General features: G+C 46.7%; 18 protein-coding genes. 12 read left to right on the forward strand and 6 right to left on the reverse strand.

Going from position 1 to position 18,673, the window contains the following annotated elements; all coding sequences use genetic code 11:
* A partial coding sequence (locus SD450_RS15365; RefSeq protein WP_318345345.1) for a BspA family leucine-rich repeat surface protein occupies window positions 1-1,578 on the reverse strand: 1,578 nt, incomplete at its 3' end.
* Window positions 1,579-1,947: 369 nt separating this feature from the next.
* On the opposite strand from SD450_RS15365, the gene SD450_RS15370 reads away from it, so the two are divergent.
* From SD450_RS15370 to priA, 5 genes are all read left to right on the forward strand, one after another.
* Window positions 1,948-3,846 (forward strand): BspA family leucine-rich repeat surface protein, encoded by a 1,899-nt coding sequence (locus SD450_RS15370; RefSeq protein ID WP_318345346.1) that lies wholly within the window; start codon window positions 1,948-1,950, stop codon window positions 3,844-3,846.
* 235 nt (window positions 3,847-4,081) lie between these two features.
* The gene (gene nadC, locus SD450_RS15375) at window positions 4,082-4,939 is read left to right on the forward strand and encodes a carboxylating nicotinate-nucleotide diphosphorylase (RefSeq protein ID WP_318345347.1); all 858 of its coding nucleotides are present in this window, start codon (window positions 4,082-4,084) and stop codon (window positions 4,937-4,939) included.
* 1 nt (window position 4,940) lies between these two features.
* Complete coding sequence (locus SD450_RS15380; RefSeq protein WP_318345348.1) at window positions 4,941-5,921, forward strand: YihY/virulence factor BrkB family protein; 981 nt, start codon at window positions 4,941-4,943, stop codon at window positions 5,919-5,921.
* Complete coding sequence (locus SD450_RS15385) at window positions 5,896-6,345, forward strand: DUF2147 domain-containing protein (RefSeq protein ID WP_318345349.1); 450 nt, start codon at window positions 5,896-5,898, stop codon at window positions 6,343-6,345. Before SD450_RS15380 ends, SD450_RS15385 begins: the two co-directional genes overlap by 26 nt.
* Before the next feature lie 3 nt (window positions 6,346-6,348).
* Window positions 6,349-8,805, forward strand: a complete 2,457-nt coding sequence (gene priA, locus SD450_RS15390) for a replication restart helicase PriA (RefSeq protein ID WP_318345350.1) — start codon at window positions 6,349-6,351, stop codon at window positions 8,803-8,805.
* A 7-nt stretch (window positions 8,806-8,812) separates the two neighbouring features.
* On the opposite strand, the gene SD450_RS15395 is transcribed toward priA, so the two are convergent.
* Complete coding sequence (locus tag SD450_RS15395) at window positions 8,813-9,505, reverse strand: LytR/AlgR family response regulator transcription factor (protein WP_072882548.1); 693 nt, start codon at window positions 9,503-9,505, stop codon at window positions 8,813-8,815.
* A gap of 236 nt (window positions 9,506-9,741) precedes the next feature.
* Here SD450_RS15395 and rpsF point away from each other — a divergent pair, with 236 nt between their 5' ends.
* The 5 genes from rpsF (at window position 9,742) to hisS (ending at window position 13,379) form a co-directional block, all read left to right on the forward strand.
* Complete coding sequence (rpsF, locus tag SD450_RS15400; protein WP_072882550.1) at window positions 9,742-10,080, forward strand: 30S ribosomal protein S6; 339 nt, start codon at window positions 9,742-9,744, stop codon at window positions 10,078-10,080.
* Window positions 10,081-10,084: 4 nt separating this feature from the next.
* On the forward strand, window positions 10,085-10,381 hold the full coding sequence (rpsR, locus tag SD450_RS15405; RefSeq protein ID WP_072882551.1) for a 30S ribosomal protein S18: 297 nt from the start codon (window positions 10,085-10,087) through the stop codon (window positions 10,379-10,381).
* Window positions 10,382-10,394: 13 nt separating this feature from the next.
* Window positions 10,395-10,847 (forward strand): 50S ribosomal protein L9, encoded by a 453-nt coding sequence (rplI, locus tag SD450_RS15410; RefSeq protein ID WP_318345351.1) that lies wholly within the window; start codon window positions 10,395-10,397, stop codon window positions 10,845-10,847.
* Window positions 10,848-10,948: 101 nt separating this feature from the next.
* On the forward strand, window positions 10,949-11,419 hold the full coding sequence (locus SD450_RS15415) for a DUF6495 family protein (protein WP_318345352.1): 471 nt from the start codon (window positions 10,949-10,951) through the stop codon (window positions 11,417-11,419).
* A gap of 205 nt (window positions 11,420-11,624) precedes the next feature.
* On the forward strand, window positions 11,625-13,379 hold the full coding sequence (gene hisS, locus SD450_RS15420) for a histidine--tRNA ligase (RefSeq protein ID WP_318345353.1): 1,755 nt from the start codon (window positions 11,625-11,627) through the stop codon (window positions 13,377-13,379).
* Here the strand turns inward: hisS and SD450_RS15425 are convergent.
* Entirely contained in the window at window positions 13,363-13,911 is a 549-nt protein-coding gene (locus SD450_RS15425) for an NUDIX hydrolase (RefSeq protein WP_318345354.1), read from the reverse strand. The two genes, hisS and SD450_RS15425, sit on opposite strands and share 17 nt — an antisense overlap.
* 143 nt (window positions 13,912-14,054) lie before the next feature.
* On the reverse strand, window positions 14,055-15,143 hold the full coding sequence (locus SD450_RS15430) for a M42 family metallopeptidase (RefSeq protein ID WP_318345355.1): 1,089 nt from the start codon (window positions 15,141-15,143) through the stop codon (window positions 14,055-14,057).
* Between the two features lie 317 nt (window positions 15,144-15,460).
* Here SD450_RS15430 and SD450_RS15435 point away from each other — a divergent pair, with 317 nt between their 5' ends.
* Window positions 15,461-16,165 (forward strand): DUF4294 domain-containing protein, encoded by a 705-nt coding sequence (locus SD450_RS15435; protein WP_318345356.1) that lies wholly within the window; start codon window positions 15,461-15,463, stop codon window positions 16,163-16,165.
* On the opposite strand, the gene SD450_RS15440 is transcribed toward SD450_RS15435, so the two are convergent.
* Complete coding sequence (locus SD450_RS15440; protein ID WP_318345357.1) at window positions 16,162-16,398, reverse strand: DUF6095 family protein; 237 nt, start codon at window positions 16,396-16,398, stop codon at window positions 16,162-16,164. The genes SD450_RS15435 and SD450_RS15440 overlap by 4 nt on opposite strands.
* 56 nt (window positions 16,399-16,454) lie before the next feature.
* Between SD450_RS15440 and SD450_RS15445 the strand changes: the two genes are divergently transcribed.
* Window positions 16,455-17,774, forward strand: a complete 1,320-nt coding sequence (locus tag SD450_RS15445) for a GntP family permease (RefSeq protein WP_318345358.1) — start codon at window positions 16,455-16,457, stop codon at window positions 17,772-17,774.
* A gap of 1 nt (window position 17,775) precedes the next feature.
* Here SD450_RS15445 and SD450_RS15450 read toward each other — a convergent pair whose 3' ends face one another.
* Complete coding sequence (locus SD450_RS15450; protein ID WP_318345359.1) at window positions 17,776-18,669, reverse strand: DUF4249 family protein; 894 nt, start codon at window positions 18,667-18,669, stop codon at window positions 17,776-17,778.
* Window positions 18,670-18,673: the final 4 nt, after the last annotated feature.

Here is an 18,673-nt window from a genome sequence, read left to right on the forward strand (position 1 = left end):
GGAGGTGTTCCATCCGCTGATGTCACTGTTAAATTCAGTGGCCCCAAAGAACATATATGACATATCCGTCACGTTGGCCGTGTCCCATCCACTGATATCCCCGTTAAAGGATGTGGCCTCGGTGAACATTAGGCCCATATCAGTCACGTTGGAAGTGTCCCAATCGCCAATGTCCCCATTAAAGGAAGCGGCCTCATAGAACATACGTGCCATATCGGTCACTTTGGAGGTGTCCCACCCACTGATGTCCCCGTTGAAGGAAGTGGCCCCATAGAACATACGTGCCATATCGGTCACACTGGCCGTGTCCCAATCACTGAGGTCCTTATTGAAAGCAGTGGCATTTCTGAACATATGAGCCATATCGGTCACGCTGGAGGTGTCCCAGCCACTAAGGTCTCCATTAAAGGAAGTGGAGCCATAGAACATTAAGGACATATTGGTCACATTGGAGGTGTCCCAATCACTGAGGTCGTTATTGAAGGCAGCGGCATTTCTGAACATATGAGCCATATCGGTCACCTGGGAGAGGTCCGGTTTGTCCGTGGCGTTGAGGACCATATTTGAACAATAAGCGAAGGTACTGTTCATGTTCTTCCACTGGATGCTGCCCCATTGCTCCACCGTTAGCAACTTGGCGGGGTTAGGGTCGCCTTCGCCACTAAACGAAACCGCCGGCAACTGCCCCTTGATGGCCACGGTATGGGTACCTGCACTGGCATAGACGTGGGAGATGTCACCGGCCGTGTTGATCTGTTCCACGGTGCCGTCCCCCCAGTCCACGGTAAAGTCGTAGGTATAAGCATTGGACAGGACAATCAAAATCTCCTCATTGGCGGCCTCCGTCTTCCAGGTGGTGACAAAGGAGGCGGGGTCCTCTGCCAGTCCCTCGATCACGTTGGTGACCTTTATGGCCACGGTGGCGGTGGCGCTCTTGTCGCCGTCCCTGGCCTCCACGGTGATGCTGTGTTCGGTCTTGGCCTCGAAGTCCAGTGCCTTGCCCTCCATCAGGGAAAGCTCCCCTGTGGCGGCATCGACCTCGAAGAGGCCATCGGCATCCGCCGTGATGGCAAAGGAGATCTCGTCCCCATCGGCATCGGATGCCTCCACGGTGCCGATCACCGCAGTGTCGGCGATGTCCTCTTTTGCGGAGAACTCCTGGTCGGCGATCTCGGGGGCCGTGTTGTTGGGGTCGGTGCCCGTGGGCGACACGTTCACGGTGACCTTGGCCGTGGCGGCCTTGTCCCCGTCGCTTGCCTCCACGGTGATGGTGTGCTGTGCCTTGGCGGCAAAGTTCAGCGATTTGCCCTGTGCCAGTGTGAGCGCCCCTGCGGATGTGATGGCAAAGAGGTCGCCGTCGTTCGTTTTGATGCTATAAGTGAGCTTGTCGCCATCGGCATCGGTGGCGGAGACCGTTCCGATGGCATCGGCAGGGGTGATGTCCTCGGAGACGTTGAAGGCCTGGTCGGCGATCACGGGGGCGGTGTTGGCCGGTTCGGGCCCGTCGTCCTTCCCGCAGGACCAGAGAAGGGCAATGGCCAAGAAGGCGGTGCCCAGTTTTTTCATGATGTTCTTCATAACATATTTTGTTTTAGGGTGAAAAAATAACGGCAAGATGGGGCGATCGGGGGAATGTTTTTGGCACGATCTGACGGATGCCCCGTTTGGGTTGACGGATGGGGTGTTTGGGTTGATGGGGAAAAGCCCAAGAGCAAGTTTCAAGTTCAAGAACAAAGAGAAGAGAGAAAAGATCCATTTTTGGCCTCAAAAGATTAAAGACCACTTGAACTACGTAAAGTCTTCATTACTGATTAAATCATTCTAAAGAGTATTATTTCCTCAGAAAAGTGGTATCCGTCAGATCAAAAGCCACATTCGTCAGATCACTGCTCACCCAATGAGAAAAATTAAAGACATTGGTGCAGATCAATACAATTCTCTCCACTAATGAACAACAAGAACTGCTTTTTGGCCCTTTTGAGTTTTATCCTATTTTGGAACTGTGGCAAGGACGATGCGCCACCGCCACCCGAGAACAACATGCCTATCATCGTTGCACAATCCTTTACGGTGTCCGAGGGCATTTCAGATACCCAGCTCATCGGTACCGTGGAGGCTACCGACGCAGACGAAGATGAGGAACTGACCTTCTCCATTTCACAAAACGACAATGACTTGTTCGAGATCACCGAAACGGGCGATCTGAGCTTGGCAGTTGGCAAGGCATTGGACTACGCTTCCAATATCAAACATACCCTAACCGTAGCTGTGACCGATGGCACCGACGAGGCCAAGGCCGAAATCACCATCAATTTGACCCCATTGGAACCGGAGAATCTACCGCCCACCACAGAGCCACAAACCTTCACCACCTCAGAGGACATTTCGGACACGCATATAATCGGGACTGTGCTGGCCAGCGATCCCGAAGAGGATGACCTTACTTTTGGCATACTGGAGGATGCTGACGAACTGTTCGAGATTACCGAAGGAGGAGATCTGTCCCTCTTGGAAGGAAAATCCCTGGACTTTGAAACCAAGACAGAACATGAACTGACCATAGGTGTGAACGATGGCACGAACCAAATCGTAGAATTTAATGTGACCATAGCCGTGACCAATGTTGTTGAAACCCTTTTTGAGGATCCCACATCTTTTATCACCAAATGGCAGGTGGAAGCTGGACAAGAGATTACCATAGCAACAAGCCCAAACATTACTTATACCTACGATTTTACCATAGATTGGGGAGACGGCACAGTGGAGCATATAACAGAACTCTATCCCAAGCATCAATATCTCACCCAAGGAACTTATTATGTAGCCATTAAAGGTCAGTTTCCAGCATTGTATATGCTTGATATTGAAGACGTCACTAAAAATTCCCTTGTGGATGTAGTGCAATGGGGTGCCAACAAATGGCAATCCCTCGGTTATGCATTCGAAAAATGTATCAACTTGCATAATTTCACTGCCACCGACAAACCAGACTTATCTGAAGTTCAATCCATGTACGGCATGTTTTCTGAAAGCTCTTTTAACGGAGACATTGGAGACTGGGATGTGAGCAATGTGGCCTACATGGGATCTATGTTCACTGGTGCCGTCAATTTCGATCAGGATATAGGAAATTGGGATGTAAGCAATGTTACCGATATGAATTACATGTTTGCCGGAGCCACGAATTTTAATCAGGATATTGGGAAATGGAATGTAGGTGAAGTGAAAAGTATGTATGGGATGTTTTCTCAAGCCACTGCGTTTAATCAGTATATCGGGGATTGGAATACCGGTAATGTGAACACAATGGGATTTATGTTCCAAGGGGCCATCTCTTTTAATATGGATATTGGGGGATGGGATGTGAGCAAAGTCACCGATATGACCTATATGTTCGATGGTGCTTCAAATTTCAATCAAGATATTGGAAAATGGAATGTAGGTAACGTAAACAATATGCAAGGAATGTTTTTTGGTGCAGTTGCCTTTAACCAAGATATCGGGGATTGGAATACCAATCAGGTTATAAGCATGGACAAAATGTTTAAAAAGGCCATGAACTTTGATCAAGATCTTGGAGACTGGAAAATTGGAAGCATTGTTCCGATTACAGGCGATATGACAGAAATGCTGGATGATTCTGGCATGTCGTATGCCAATGCAAATGCCACGTTGCTTGGATGGGCTACATATTTGGAACAGAACGATGGGCCCACGAACATTACTTTGGGTATGAAAGGGGTTCCCCTTTGCGGAGCAGAAACGGATGCAGCATTGAATATTCTTATAAATGATTTTTTCTGGGAAGTTTCAGGGATTGACCCTCAATTAGGACCATGTCCATAGACAGTTGTTCTTTTAAAATTATCAAGCCATTGAAGAGTGTGTACTATTTTTCAGTGGCTTTTTATTTTCAACATTTTTGATTCTACCATCCGAGACTATATTGTTGAATATGAAACAGGATTGCCACTGGTACAGCAAATAGGGGATATGCAGTTCAATTTTTTTCCTATCTCTATAAATATATGGTACTTCAACAACACCAATGTTTTTAGTATTTTCGTGGAAACCCAAATGCATGATACCCGAAGAACAATTTCATAAGGAACTGGACCTGATCATCTCCAATGCGGTACGCGAAGATGTCGGGGATGGCGACCACAGTTCACTGGCCTGTATTCCTGCATCGGCCACCGGAAAAGCCAAATTATTAGTAAAGGATGAGGGCATCATTGCCGGCGTGGAGTTTGCCAAATTGGTGTTCAGTTACATCGACCCAAAATTGAAGATCGAAGTCCTGATGGAAGATGGAAGTCCTGTAAAATACGGGGATGTCGTTTTTTATGTGGAGGGAAGCTCCCAAAGCATTTTAAAGGCGGAGCGGTTGGTGCTCAACGCCATGCAGCGCATGAGTGCCATTGCCACCAAGACCCAGGATTTTGTGTCCCTTCTGGATGGCACCGACACCAAGATTTTGGATACCCGCAAGACCACTCCAGGAATCCGGGCGCTGGAAAAATGGGCCGTGAAGATAGGCGGTGGCGAGAACCATAGGTTCGCCCTGTACGATATGGTGATGCTGAAGGACAACCATATCGATTTTGCAGGGGGCATCACCAAGGCCATCCAAAAGACCCGGGAATACCTCAAGGAAAAGGGGAAGGACCTGAAAATCATTGTGGAAGCGAGGGATTTGGATGAGGTCGATGAAATTCTGAAATCTGATGGGGTATATCGCATCCTGTTGGACAATTTTGATTATGAACAGACCCGCGAAGCCGTAAAACGGATAAACGGGAAGTGCCAGACCGAATCCTCCGGAGGGATCAACGAAGAGACCATCCGAGCCTATGCCGAGTGCGGGGTGGATTATATTTCCTCCGGTGCGTTGACCCATTCAGTCTATAATATGGACCTTAGTTTAAAAGCGGTATAAAATGTCAGTGGCCATAGAAGAGCAATTGGAAAAGATACCCGTGGTCAATTGGTTGGTGCGTTTGTTGAAGCGCATCAAACTGAAGGCTTTTGAAGGACTTTCCCTTTATGACCTGATCGAGATGTATTTGGTTGGGGTCGTCAAGGGAACCTTGTCCGCCCGAGCCAGTTCCATTGCCTTCAGCCTTTTTATGGCCCTGTTCCCATTGCTCATCTTCTTGGTGACCCTCATACCCTTCATTATCCCGTATGTGAGCGTGGGCAATGAAAATTTCGATGCGCAGTTCCTCGATTTTTTGGAATCCTTCCTGCCTTCGGCCACCAGCGACTATTTTGGGGAGATTTATCAGCAGATCAAGGACCAGAAGCAAGGCGGGCTCCTGTCATCGGCATTCATCGTGTCCATCTTTTTGGTGGCCAACGGGGTGAACGCCATTTTTGGAGGATTTGAAAATTCGTACCATGTGGAGCTTACCCGCAATTTTTTCAGACAGTACGCCTACGCCCTTGTGGTTGGGCTCATTCTCTCCATTTTGTTGATCATTGGTGCCGTGGCCTTTGTGTACTTCGAATTTTATATTGTGGAATACACCAGCAAGTATTTGGGAAAGACCTTGGGATACGATGTAGAAAAAGGGGATGGTGTTGGGATCCAGATTGCCAAGATCGTGTTTTTCCTGAGCCTGTCCTACCTCACCACGGCCATCCTTTACTATTTTGGGACCGCCGAAGGTAGGAATGCGAGGTTTTTTTCAGCCGGCGCACTCATGACCACGCTGTTGTTCCTATTTACTTCGTATCTTTTTGGAATATATGTGGAAAAATTCGCCCGCTATAACGAACTTTATGGGGCATTGGGAGGATTATTGATCCTGATGGTGTTCATTTGGTTAAATTCCAATATATTATTGTTGGGTTTTGAACTCAATGCGACCCTCAACTCACTAAAAAAACGACATGAAAGGCAACAGAACAATCCATAAATGCATTTTCCTGATAGGCTTTCTATGTTTTCAAGGGGCATGGTCGCAGTCTGTTTTTGGGAAATGGAAGACCATTGATGACCGTAACGGCGTTGCTAAGGCGATCATCGAAATCTATAAGGAAGATGGCCTGATGCATGCCAAGGTGGTCAAAATATTGGAGGAAGGGAAGCAAGATGCCCTATGTACCAAATGTGATGGAGAGCTGAAGGACAAACCGGTGCTGGGCATGAAGATCATGGACGATTTCGAGCATAATGGAAAAGGAGAGTACAAAGGCGATAAATTGTTCGATCCCGAGCAAGGAATGACCTTTAGGGGCAAGGTCTGGTTGGACGAAGAAAATGACGACCGCCTGAAAGTGAGGGGCTATCTGGCTTTTTTGCACCGAACGCAGACCTGGCACAGGGTGATTGAGGAGTAGTGTATGGAATATTTTTTGGAAGTTGTCCTTCCCATCCCCTTAGAAAAACTTTTTACCTATAGCATCACCCAACGGGAGGCGGACTTTATCCAGCCCGGAATGCGCGTTGCCGTTCCCTTTGGCAAGTCAAAGATCTACACGGCCTTGGCCTATCGGGTACACCAAAATGCCCCGACCGCCTACGAAGCCAAGGACATCTATCAAATTTTGGATGACGCTCCCCTTGTAGGTCCATATCAGTTGCAACATTGGGAATGGATGGCCAAATATTACATGTGCACCTTGGGCGAAGTCATCCGTAGTGCCCTGCCCAGTGCCTTTTTATTGGAAAGTGAGACCTTGATACTCCCCAACAAAGAGGCTACCGTGGATGAAATGGGACTCAGTGACGATGAGTTTTTGGTATATGAAGCATTGCAGCACCAGTCTGCATTGAAAGTTCAGGAGATCAGCGATATCGTGGACAAGAAAAATGTACTCTCCCTGATCAATGGTTTGGTGCAAAAAGGAGTGGTTCGGCAAAAGGAAGAGCTCTACGAACAGTACAAGCCCAAATTGGTCCGCTATGTGAAACTTTCCGAAACCTATGACGATGACCAACAATTGGAAGAGCTACTGAACGAACTTTCCCGGGCGCCCAAACAGAGCCAAGTGGTACTCTCCCTTTTTCAATTGCGGACCAAGAGCAACAAACCCATCCCCATTACCGACCTGGAAAGGCATAGCGGCAGTTCCAAGGCAGTGATCAAAGCCCTTATCGATAAGGATATTCTAAAAGAATATCAGATAAGGCAGGACCGTGTGGTGTACAATGAAGAGTCCGAGGAGGCCCGGAACATTGACCTGAACGAACATCAAAACAAGGCGCTGGAGGATATCAACTCAGGTTTTGCGGAGGACAGACCGGTTTTGCTGCACGGGGTCACATCATCGGGAAAAACAGAGGTGTATGTAAAATTGATCCAGCAATGTCTGGACACTGGCCGGCAGGCGCTCTATCTTTTGCCAGAAATTGCACTCACCTCCCAATTGATCAATAGGTTGAGGGACTATTTTGGGCACAAAGTGTCCGTTTACCATTCCAAATACAGCATCCACGAACGTGTCGAGGTCTGGAACAATGTGCTGAAAAACGCCGAGAAGGCACAGATTGTCATTGGTGCCCGTTCCTCCTTGTTTTTGCCTTTCACCAATTTAGGACTCATCGTGGTGGATGAGGAGCATGAAAGTTCCTTCAAGCAATTTGATCCCGCACCGCGGTACCATGCCCGTGATGCCGCCATTGTGTTGGCCTCGCTACATAAGGCGCGCACCGTTTTGGGGTCGGCCACGCCGAGCATAGAAAGCATGTACAATGCCAGAAAAGGGAAATATGGCTATGCTTCGATTCAATATCGATATGGAAATGTGTTGATGCCCGACATCAATCTAGTGGATATTAAGGAGGCCACCCGAAAAAAGCGGATGAAGGGCCATTTTTCCGAAACCCTGATTAATGCCATTTCCGAAACTTTGGAAGCAGGGGAGCAGGTCATTCTTTTTCAGAACCGAAGAGGGTTTGCCCCAGTGGTGGAGTGCACTACCTGCGGGCACGTGGCCCAATGCCCCAACTGTGATGTGAGCTTGACCTATCACCAGCGCATCAATCAGCTTCGCTGCCATTATTGCGGATATCACATGGCTTTGCAACAAGCATGTTTGGCCTGTGGCAGCCCTACTTTGGACAAAAAAGGCTTCGGAACGGAACAGATACAGGAAGAATTGGGACAACTTTTCCCGGATGTGGCCACTGGTAGGATGGATTTGGACACGACTCGCGGAAAATATGCCTATGAAAAGATTATTTCCGCCTTCGAGAACCAAGAGATGGATATTTTGGTGGGTACCCAAATGGTGACCAAAGGGCTGGATTTCAGGAATGTGAGCTTGGTGGGCATCATGAATGCGGATACCATGCTCAATTTTCCCGACTACCGAGCCCATGAGCGGAGTTTTCAAATGCTGACCCAAGTAGCGGGCAGGGCAGGGCGGACCCAGAAAAGAGGAAAAGTGCTCATCCAGAGTTATAATCCCTACCATCAGATCTTGCAGCAAGTCACCACCAATGATTACGATAAAATGTTTGCGGAACAGTTGTACGAGCGCGAACAGTTCAAATACCCACCTTTGGTGCGGATCATCAAGATCACGCTAAAGGACAGGGACTTCAATAAACTGAACGAGGCCGCTCAATGGCTGGCCGAGTCACTCCGCAATGTGTTGGGGCACCAGATTTTGGGACCGGAATACCCTCCTGTGGGCAGGATACGTCGGGACTACCTGAAAAATATCTTGATCAAGATTCCCAAAAAACAGTCGTTGGCACAAACAAAAAATAGCATTAAAAGGATTGAAAAATCCTTCAATGCTATTTCAAAGTATAAAAGTGTAAGACTGGTCTACAATGTGGACCACATATAGCTTTTTACTATACGTTGGCGAGCGCTTCTGCCAGCTCAGTCTTTTTGTTTCTGCTCAATGGAATCTGTCTGCCACCGACCTCAACATTTTTACTGTTGAATTTTTCGATTTTTTCCAGATTCACGATGTACGATTTATGGATGCGCAGAAATTTTTCGGCAGGCAACTGCTGCTCGAAAGATTTCATGGTGGACAAGATCACGATATTGGCCTCATCGGTCACCAATTTGATGTAATCCCCAAGCGCCTCGATCCATTTAATGTCGTTTAGGATAACCTTACGTTTCTTAAGGTTGCTCTTTACAAAAATGTGCTCTTCGTCCTCATCCACCCGGTTCAATTGCTCAAATTTGGCAACGGCTCTTTTTACAGAGGCTTCAAAACGGGCCAGGGTGATGGGTTTGTGAAGGTAATCGGTCACGTCATAATCAAATGCCTTAAGGGCATAGTCAGGTTTTCCTGTGATCAAAATGACTTGTGGTGGGTTCTCTAGGGCCTCTAAAAGGTCAAAACCACTGATGATCGGCATTTCAACATCCAAGAAGATAAGGTCGATGTCGTGGTTTTTCAGGCCATTTTTGGCTTCAATGGCGTTGCTGTACTCGGCAACCAAAGCAAGATGTGGATGATTGTTGACCAATTTCGCAACGGCCATCCGCTGCATGGAAGAATCGTCTACAATTATACTTTTTAATTTCATAGAATGGGGTGATTTGTAGGGTTTTAAATCATCGGCAAATTACATAAAAAAGACGCTTAGGAGCAACAAAAGATGTAAACATGGTCTATTTTGTTGTGTATATTACCATTTACGTTATTTAGGTTTATTAGGTTCATCGGTGTTGATAACTCTTGTACTTTAAACGAAGTTTTATCGGTTTTCTTGCAGGGAGAAGGAATAATTATTACTTTTGCGCTCCTTTAAAAATATATAATATGAACCATTACGAAACTGTTTTCATTTTGAATCCCGTTCTATCTGAGACCCAGATAGAGGAAACAGTCAAGAAATTCGAGGATTTCTTGATTACGAATGGTGCCAAAATGGTCTCCAAGGAAGATTGGGGACTTAAAAAATTGGCCTATCCCATTCAGCACAAAAAAAGTGGTTTTTACCACTTGTTCGAATTCACTGCTCCCGGTGAGGCCATAGGCCCCTACGAGTTGGAATTCAGGAGAGATGAGCGCATCATGCGTTTCTTGACCGTTAAACTGGACAAGCATGCAATAGCTTGGGCAGAGAAAAGAAGAACCAAATTAAAAGCAAACGCATAGGGACATGGCATCCATAGAACAACAAGCAAAAGCAAAGAAGGACGGGGAAATCAGATATCTGACCCCTCTCAATATCGAGACCAACAAGCAAAAGAAATATTGCAGGTTCAAGAAATCAGGTATCAAATACATTGATTACAAAGACCCGGATTTCTTGATGAAATTGGTAAACGAGCAAGGAAAACTGCTTCCCAGAAGACTTACAGGTACTTCCTTGAAATACCAGAGAAAAGTGGCCCAGGCCGTTAAGCGTGCCCGTCACATTGCGTTAATGCCGTACGTTGGCGATATGTTGAAATAAAAAATACCGAAGAATGGAACTTATTCTAAGAGAAGATGTACAGGATTTGGGATTTAAGGATGATATCGTTACCGTAAAGAACGGTTACGGCAGAAACTACCTTATCCCACAAGGTTTGGCCACATTGGCCACGCCTTCTGCCAAAAAAGTTTTGGCAGAGAACCTTAAGCAAAGGGCCCACAAAGAGAAGAAAATCGTTGATGAGGCCAACAAGATCGCTGAAGCCCTAAAACAATTGGAGATCCGCATCGCTGCCAAGGCAGGTGCTGGAGACAAGTTGTTCGGGTCGGTGACCAATATTGACCTTGCTGCCGCTTTGGACAAGGAAGGACACCAAATCGATAGGAAATTCATCAATATCAAGGGTGGAGCCATCAAAAGGACAGGTCCTTATGAGGCGGTCATCCGACTTCACAGGGAAGTTGTATTGGAATTCCCTTTTGAAGTGATCGCCGAGGCGAACTAACGATCAAATGTGATATGATTTTTGAGGGCCGTGCTTGCATGGCCCTTTTTTTGTTCCCGTTTTTTGGGACATCAACAACCTGTCTTTTTTATTTTTGCACCATGAAATACAAACGATTGACCAAGGAACAATTGGAAGAACTGCATCCGGAGTTCATCAATTTTTTGGCCACCCAGTCCATCACGGCCGAAGAATGGGCAACCCTCAAAGCCGATAAGCCAGAGGTGGCCGAAGAGGAAATCGATGTGTTCAGCGACCTGATCTGGGAAGGGGTGTTGTCCAAAGTGGAATACTTGGAGAATATTTCCGAACGGCACATGCACCTGTTCCACCTCACGGAGAAGGAAATGAAACTCCTTTCCGTAAAAGTCCTGAATCCTGAGATCGACCTGCGGACCAATGAAGGATTTGGGTGGTTCAAGCGCAATTTCCAATCCGATTTCGTGGAATACCTCACCGCATCCAAGGCCTATGGCGAGGACAAGAACGTGGACAAGTTTGAACTTTTGAAGCAAGGCGCCGTCATCACCAAAGGTGAGCTCTACCAATGGTTTGAGCAGATTATGGAGTAACCCCATGAAAATACAAGTGCAAGAGCAAGTCACAAAATCAAAAGTATTCGTGTTGATTCGTGCAATTCGTGTCAGGTAATCATCACTTGGTTATTGAAACATTGGAGTTTGTTTTTTGAACCTTGAACTTGACATTTGTACTTGTTCCCTGTTTACCTGTTCTTCAACCTAAACCGTATATTTGCACCAGAATTTTAATAACCACATGGCACAGAAACCATCCATACCCAAAGGGACCCGGGATTTTTCACCGGCAGAGGTCGCTAAGCGCAACTATATCATCCAAAACATCAAAAAGCATTTTGAAACCTTTGGTTTCATGCCGATAGAGACCCCATCTTTTGAAAATTCAGACACTTTGATGGGCAAATATGGGGAAGAAGGCGACCGCTTGATTTTTAAGATTTTGAATTCGGGGGATTATTTTGAAAAATTTGCTCAGGATATTTCTGAATCTACGGATTTTAGAAACACCATGGCAACTAGACTTCAAAATGCTTGTTCCGAAATTGACGAAGAATATGGTGATAAAATAAGGAATAGGTCATTAAAATTTAGTGAATATCTAAAAAATTCATTTGTTCTAAATACCATCACCTTTCATTTTAATAATTTATTAGAACAGTATAATTCTCGTTTTAAGAATATATATTCTGAAGCAGTAACAAATTTTAAACATCATATAATAACATGGTCTTATAAGGCAATTGAGAAAAAGAGGTTTAGGAATGAAGAAGCTTCCAGTTTTATCTCTAATGATGTTTATGAATTTGACTTGTCTGATTTTCCCTTCGATGCATTATATGTAGAAATAATTAAGAGAATAGGTTCAAAAGATTTAACCCCTCATATTTCTGAAAAAGCCCTTCGTTACGACCTTACCGTGCCCTTTGCCCGCTATGTGGTGATGCACCAGAACGAGATAGATTTCCCTTTCAAAAGATACCAGATTCAGCCCGTTTGGCGTGCCGACAGGCCCCAAAAAGGCCGTTTCCGTGAGTTTTACCAGTGTGATGCCGATGTGGTAGGGGCCAATTCCCTGTTGCAGGAAGCGGAATTTGTACAACTCTACGATGCCGTTTTTACAGATTTGGGATTGAAGGGCACCACCATCAAGATCAACAACCGAAAAATCCTGTCTGGCATTGCCGAAGTGATCGGGGCCAAGCATCTGTTGGTCGATTTTACGGTGGCCCTTGATAAATTGGACAAGATAGGTGAGGAGAAGGTGAAGGCCGAAATGATGGAAAAGGGCATTTCTGAAAATGCCATAGCCAAAGCACAATCTCTGTTCGAGATGTCCGGCTCCGCATCGAAACAATTGGCGCAACTAAAAACCTTGCTTGCCAACTCAGAAGTGGGCATGCTCGGGGTTGCGGAACTGGAAGAGATCATTTCTACCGTGGGGATGATTGGGCTACAGTCTGCCCAATTGCAATTGGACGTGACCTTGGCGCGTGGGCTCAACTACTATACCGGGGCCATTTTTGAAGTAGCCGCTCCCGAAGGCGTCAGCATGGGTTCCATTGGAGGCGGGGGCCGCTACGACGACCTTACCGGGATCTTTGGTTTGAAGGACGTCAGTGGTGTGGGCATTTCCTTTGGGTTGGACCGCATCTATCTCGTTTTGGAAGAATTGGGTCTATTTCCGGACAGTCTGGACACTTCTTTGGACGTGCTCTGTCTCAATTTCGGAAAACAGGAAGGTTTGGAAGCCCTCAAATTGGTATCCTCTTTGCGCAAATTGGGCTTGAGGGCCGATCTGTACCCCATGGATGCCAAAATGCAAAAGCAGTTCAAATACGCCGATAAGCGGGGAGTTCCCTATGTGGTCCTTTTGGGCGAACAGGAACTGGCCGAGGGCAACTTTGTGGCCAAGAACATGAGAACCGGCGACCAGAAGGCCTATGCTCTGGATGCTTTTGCACAATTTGCAGAAGCTGTCAAATCCGATTTTTGATCTCCTTTACGATGGTTTTGTAGTAGGTGGGGCCGTGGGGCACATATTTGGCCGTATTGGCCAGTCCCCAGGTTTCCTCGGCAAATCGGAAGAGCGGGATCAGTTCCAGGGCGTCCACTTCGCTTTCCTGTTTGGTCAGTGCGGTGATGGGGACTTTCAGCTCACATAAAAAGAGGTGATGGAGCTCCGCATCGATGAAATCCTCGGAAATTTTATGGATGGCCTTAAAAGTACCGATGGGCTCCAAGTCCGCTTCGGAAATGGTGAGTCCCACTTCCTCCTGTACTTCCCGGACCGCGGCAAGCGGAATATTTTCCCCAGCGGCCACATGGCCGGCCACTGACACGTCCCAAAGTAGGGGATGGGTGTCCTTGTGTTTCCCACGTTGTTGGATCAGCACTTTTCCATCCTGATTATAGAGCCAAACATGGATGGTAGGGTGCAATAGCCCCTTTCGGTGCGCTTCCGACTTCAAACACGATTGTCCGGTCGGGTTGCCCAGCTCATCCAGAATATCTACCAGCTCGTCCATAGGTTCATAAAGATAAGAAATTGTCTTATCGAGAGTAGACAAGTGGGGATATAGTTATCAAATGTGATTTTGTGAAAGCTTGACGACTGAAGAATCTGATGTCTTAACCAGATTCTTCACTTCGTTCATTATGAATAAATTAGTTAGTCAAAATAGCTAAATGTCTCACCCTCCTTGATGGTCAACAAGGTTTCATAGATCAATCGGATCACATTCTCCACATCGTCCTTGTGCACGGTCTCCACCGTAGTGTGCATGTAGCGCAATGGGAGCGATATCAAAGCAGAGGCCACGCCACCGTTGCTATAGGCAAAGGCATCCGTATCCGTTCCGGTGTATCTTGAAGAGGCCAATCGCTGGAACGGGATCTTTTTGCCTTCGGCCGTCTCGATGATGCGTTCCCTGAGCTTGTTCTGGACGGCTGGAGCGTAGGAAACCACAGGTCCGGACCCTATCAATATCTCGCCCTCCTTCTTTTTGTCGATCATGGGCGTAGTAGTGTCATGGCACACATCGGTGACGATGGCCACGTTGGGCTTTATGGTCTGGGTGATCATCTCTGCCCCACGAAGACCGATTTCTTCCTGTACCGAGTTGGTCACATAGAGGCCAAACGGCAATTTTTTCTTGTTCTCGTGCAACAGACGGGCCACTTCGGCAATCATAAAACCACCAACACGGTTGTCCAGCGCACGGCAAACGAACTTGTCCTTGTTCAGAATCTGGAATTGGTCAGGATAAGTGATCACGCAGCCCACATGCACACCCATTTTCTCCACCTCGGCCTTGTCCTTGGCACCGATGTCGATAAAAATGTTCTCCAATTTTGGTGGTTCTTCCTTCGCACGATCGCGTGTGTGTATGGCAGGCCATCCGAAGATTCCTTTCACCACGCCGTTCTTGGTGTGGATGTCCACCCATTTTGATGGTGCGATCTGGTGGTCGCTGCCCCCATTTCGGATCACGTACAGCAATCCGTTGTCGGTGATATAGTTGACGTACCAAGAAATCTCATCCGAATGTCCCTCGATCACCACCCGGTATTTTGCCTTTGGGTTGATGACGGCCACGGCCGTGCCGTAGGTATCCGTAATGAATTCGTCCACATAGGGTTTAAGGTAGTCCATCCAGATTTTCTGGCCTTCCCATTCGTAGCCCGTGGGCGAGGGATTGTTCAGGTATTTTTCTAAAAATTCAAGGGACTTTTTATTGATGATTTTCGCAGTAGCCATGTGTTTGTTTTAATGTGCAAACTTAAGCATATTCAGTGTTATTTTGAAAGCCTTCCGATTTCGTTTGTTGGTCAGTTATTAGGTTATTTGGTTACTAGGTTATTGTGGTTTGTTGCTTAAACTTGAAACCCAAAACATGAAACTACTGCATACTGCCCGCTCCTTACTTAGTTATTAGGTTGTTCAGTTATTGGTTATTGGAATTTGGCTTTTGGTATTTGAAAGAGATACTACTTTTTGTTAAAGTTTGGAGTACATCAATGGCCTAATCATACCTTTATCCTTAATTTTGGCAGGACTTTTGAGAATTTGACCGCATGTTACGCAATTGTTTTCTTGTCGTTTTTCTTGTGCTCTATGCCCTCGGATTTTCCCAGGAATCCGAAAAGGATTCGTTGTTGTATCCGAAGGATTCCATTGAGGATTATTATGTTCGGTTTGAAGGGGATTCCGTGCTGCTCAGTTCCATCGAATTGGACGAAGTCTATATTTTTGGGGAGCTCGATTTTGCCGACCGCAAGGAGCGTTTACGCTATTTGATCTTGCGCAGAAAGACATTGAAGGTCTATCCCTATGCCAAATTGGCCGCGGAACGTTTGGTGGAACTGAACGACAGTTTGCAGCATATCAAAAAGAAGCGCCATCAAAGAAAATATACGAAAAAGTTCCAAAAATACATCGAAGGGGAATTTTCAGAGGAACTCAAAAAGCTTACCCGCACAGAAGGCCAAATCTTGGTCAAGTTGATCCATCGCCAAACGGGGACCACGGCCTTTGACCTGGTAAAGGAACTCCGCAGTGGATGGCGTGCCTTTTGGTACAATACCACGGCGAGTATGTTCAAGATCAGTCTGAAAGAGGAGTTCCACCCAGAGTTGGTGCATGAGGACTATCTCATTGAGGATATTTTGCAACGGGCCTTTGTGGCCAATCAGTTGGAGCGGCAAAAATCGGTTTTGGACTATGATTATGCGCAGTTGACCAACAAGTGGAAGAACCGTCCTCCTGATCCCAAGGACTAATCCTTGGTCTTTTTCCCAAAAACAGCATCCATGACAATGTTCACGGAACGGAACCCCAGGTAAATGGCCGTTCCAGCACAGATGATGCCTATGATCAAAACGGGCCAAAAAAATGGGTGGTCTTGATTTTTAAACGCTTGATAGATCAGAAGTGGCCCAGCGAACATGGCCAGGACCGTATAGCCAAACGATTTCAATCCTTTTACCAAAAGTTCCTTGTCGGTGTGCCTCATGGGACCAAAGTAGCAATATTAGCTTATATTTAGAGGGTAATGCACAAAAATTAACCATGGAAATACTTGTTCTGGGAGCTGTGGTGCTCTTTATCATCATCGCCACGGTCAAATTCAAGATGCACCCCATTTTTTCCCTGACCATAGCTGCAGTAATCTCAGGTTTTCTTTTGGGACTGTCCCCGTCAAAAATCATGGAGACCATCGGGGAGGGGTTTGGCAAGACACTCTCTGGTATAGGCTTGGTCATCGCCTTTGGAACGGTCATCGGTATTTATCTGGAAAAGACAGGGGCCACCCAGGTGTTGGCCAACAGTATTTTGGGGTTGATAGGTTTGAAACGCTCCCCATTGGCCATCAACTTGGCAGGATATGTGATTTCCATCCCTGTTTTTTGTGATTCTGGATTCATCATTCTTTCTTCCCTCAACAAGGCTATCAGCAAACGCACGGGCATCCCGGTATTGGTTTTTGCCATTGCATTGGCCACGGGATTGTATGCGGCCCATGTTTTTGTGCCCCCAACCCCGGGACCTTTGGCGGCTGCCGCTATTTTGGAGGCTGATTTGGGGTTGGTGTTGGTCTTGGGACTTTTGGTCTCCTTACCCGTCTCGTTGACGGGTTATTTTTGGGCGAGGTTTATCGGCAAATCCCTTAAGGAAGAAGATGATGCAGAAAAACTGGAAGAAAAAGAGGGAATACCATCAGCGGTGAAACCATTTCAGGCATTTTTGCCCTTGTTGGCCCCCATTATTTTGATTGCGCTGAAGTCTGTGGTGAATTATCCTTCTTACCCTTTGGGTAAGGGGTGGGCCTTTGGGGTGCTCGATTTTCTGGGCAGTCCGGTGATTGCCCTGCTCATTGGCGTATTCTTTGCTTTTTTGTTGGGGAGAAAAGCACCTGCAAAGGAGAGAGGGGAATGGGTATCCGAGGCTTTCAAACAGGCGGGGGCAATAGTGTTGATCACGGGTGCAGGAGGTGCTTTTGGGGCCATCTTGCGGACCGTTGATGTTGCATCCATCATCAATTTGGAATCGACTACGGGAGTGGGTGGATTGTTGATCGCTTTTGTGATCGCGGCCATTCTCAAGACGGCCCAAGGTTCTTCCACGGTGGCCATCATCACCACTTCGGCCATCATAGCCCCCTTATTGGAAACCTTTGGACTGCTTTCCCTTACGGATAAGGCTTTGGCAGTACTGGCCGTTGGTGCCGGTGCCATGACGGTGTCCCATATCAATGACAGTTATTTTTGGGTGGTGTCCCAATTTTCCAACATTAATGTAAAGACCGCTTTGCGGGGGCATACGGTAGGGACCTTGCTGCAAGGGGTTACGGGTATTTTGATGGTTCTGCTGCTTTATTTCGTGCTTTGAACTATTCGATGGTGATGGTTTGGGAATAGGTCTGAACCACTGCAAAATAGCCTAGGGCATAGTCATTGGGCCGCTCTACATTGTCAAAAATGTCGATATTGTCCAAACCTGTGATATCGAACACATTGCCCCTGGCAGTTGCAACCGGGGTCTGAAAAACGCCCCCATTGTTTGTGGTCTGTTCGATGACCAAATCCATATAATTGTAAAAATCCTGGGTGGCCCCCAAAATGCTCACTGTGATATCCTGTCCTGCATTGAGGCTATCGTCATAAAAATAGGAGAACTCAAATTCTTGTCCCTGAAAGAATTGATCCTCCACGGTCAGGAACTCTCCAAAACCAAAATCAAATACATAGAAATCATCGCGGTCGGCATCGTCGGTGAAAGTCACGATCACTTCAGTCTCCTCTTCATCAAAAAGGGTGTCGTCCCCTTGCTCCAAATTATCTATGGGTACTGTGGGGACATATTCGGTCTGTGCATAGTAGGTTTTGCCTTTGTGGGTCAACTCGAGGATAAAGACCATTCCCGGTTCCACAACGGAGGTCCGGATACGTTGATCCGAGGAAAAGTTGGGGTCCGGGATATAAATGCCACTTCCCGGCTCTTTTTCGGCCAGGGAACAGAAAGCCAAACTTTCAAAAATATCGCCGTTCAGGGGTTTGCCATAGGTGATGACGGCATTTTCCACTTGGGTGGGCAGGTTCTCATCAAAATAATTGGTGGTTTCCTTCATTCGAATTTCCACGTTCACAAACTCCTGACTTTTGTCCACCCGTAAAAGGCCATCGACAATAAGCTTTGCTTCCACTTCGGGCAAATCGACATCCACAACATCTTCGCAAGCGAAGAGTAACATAAGTCCGATGCTATATATGATTCCTTTTTTCATGGTG

This window comes from Flagellimonas baculiformis, from assembly GCF_033441575.1.
GTDB lineage: Bacteria > Bacteroidota > Bacteroidia > Flavobacteriales > Flavobacteriaceae > Flagellimonas > Flagellimonas baculiformis.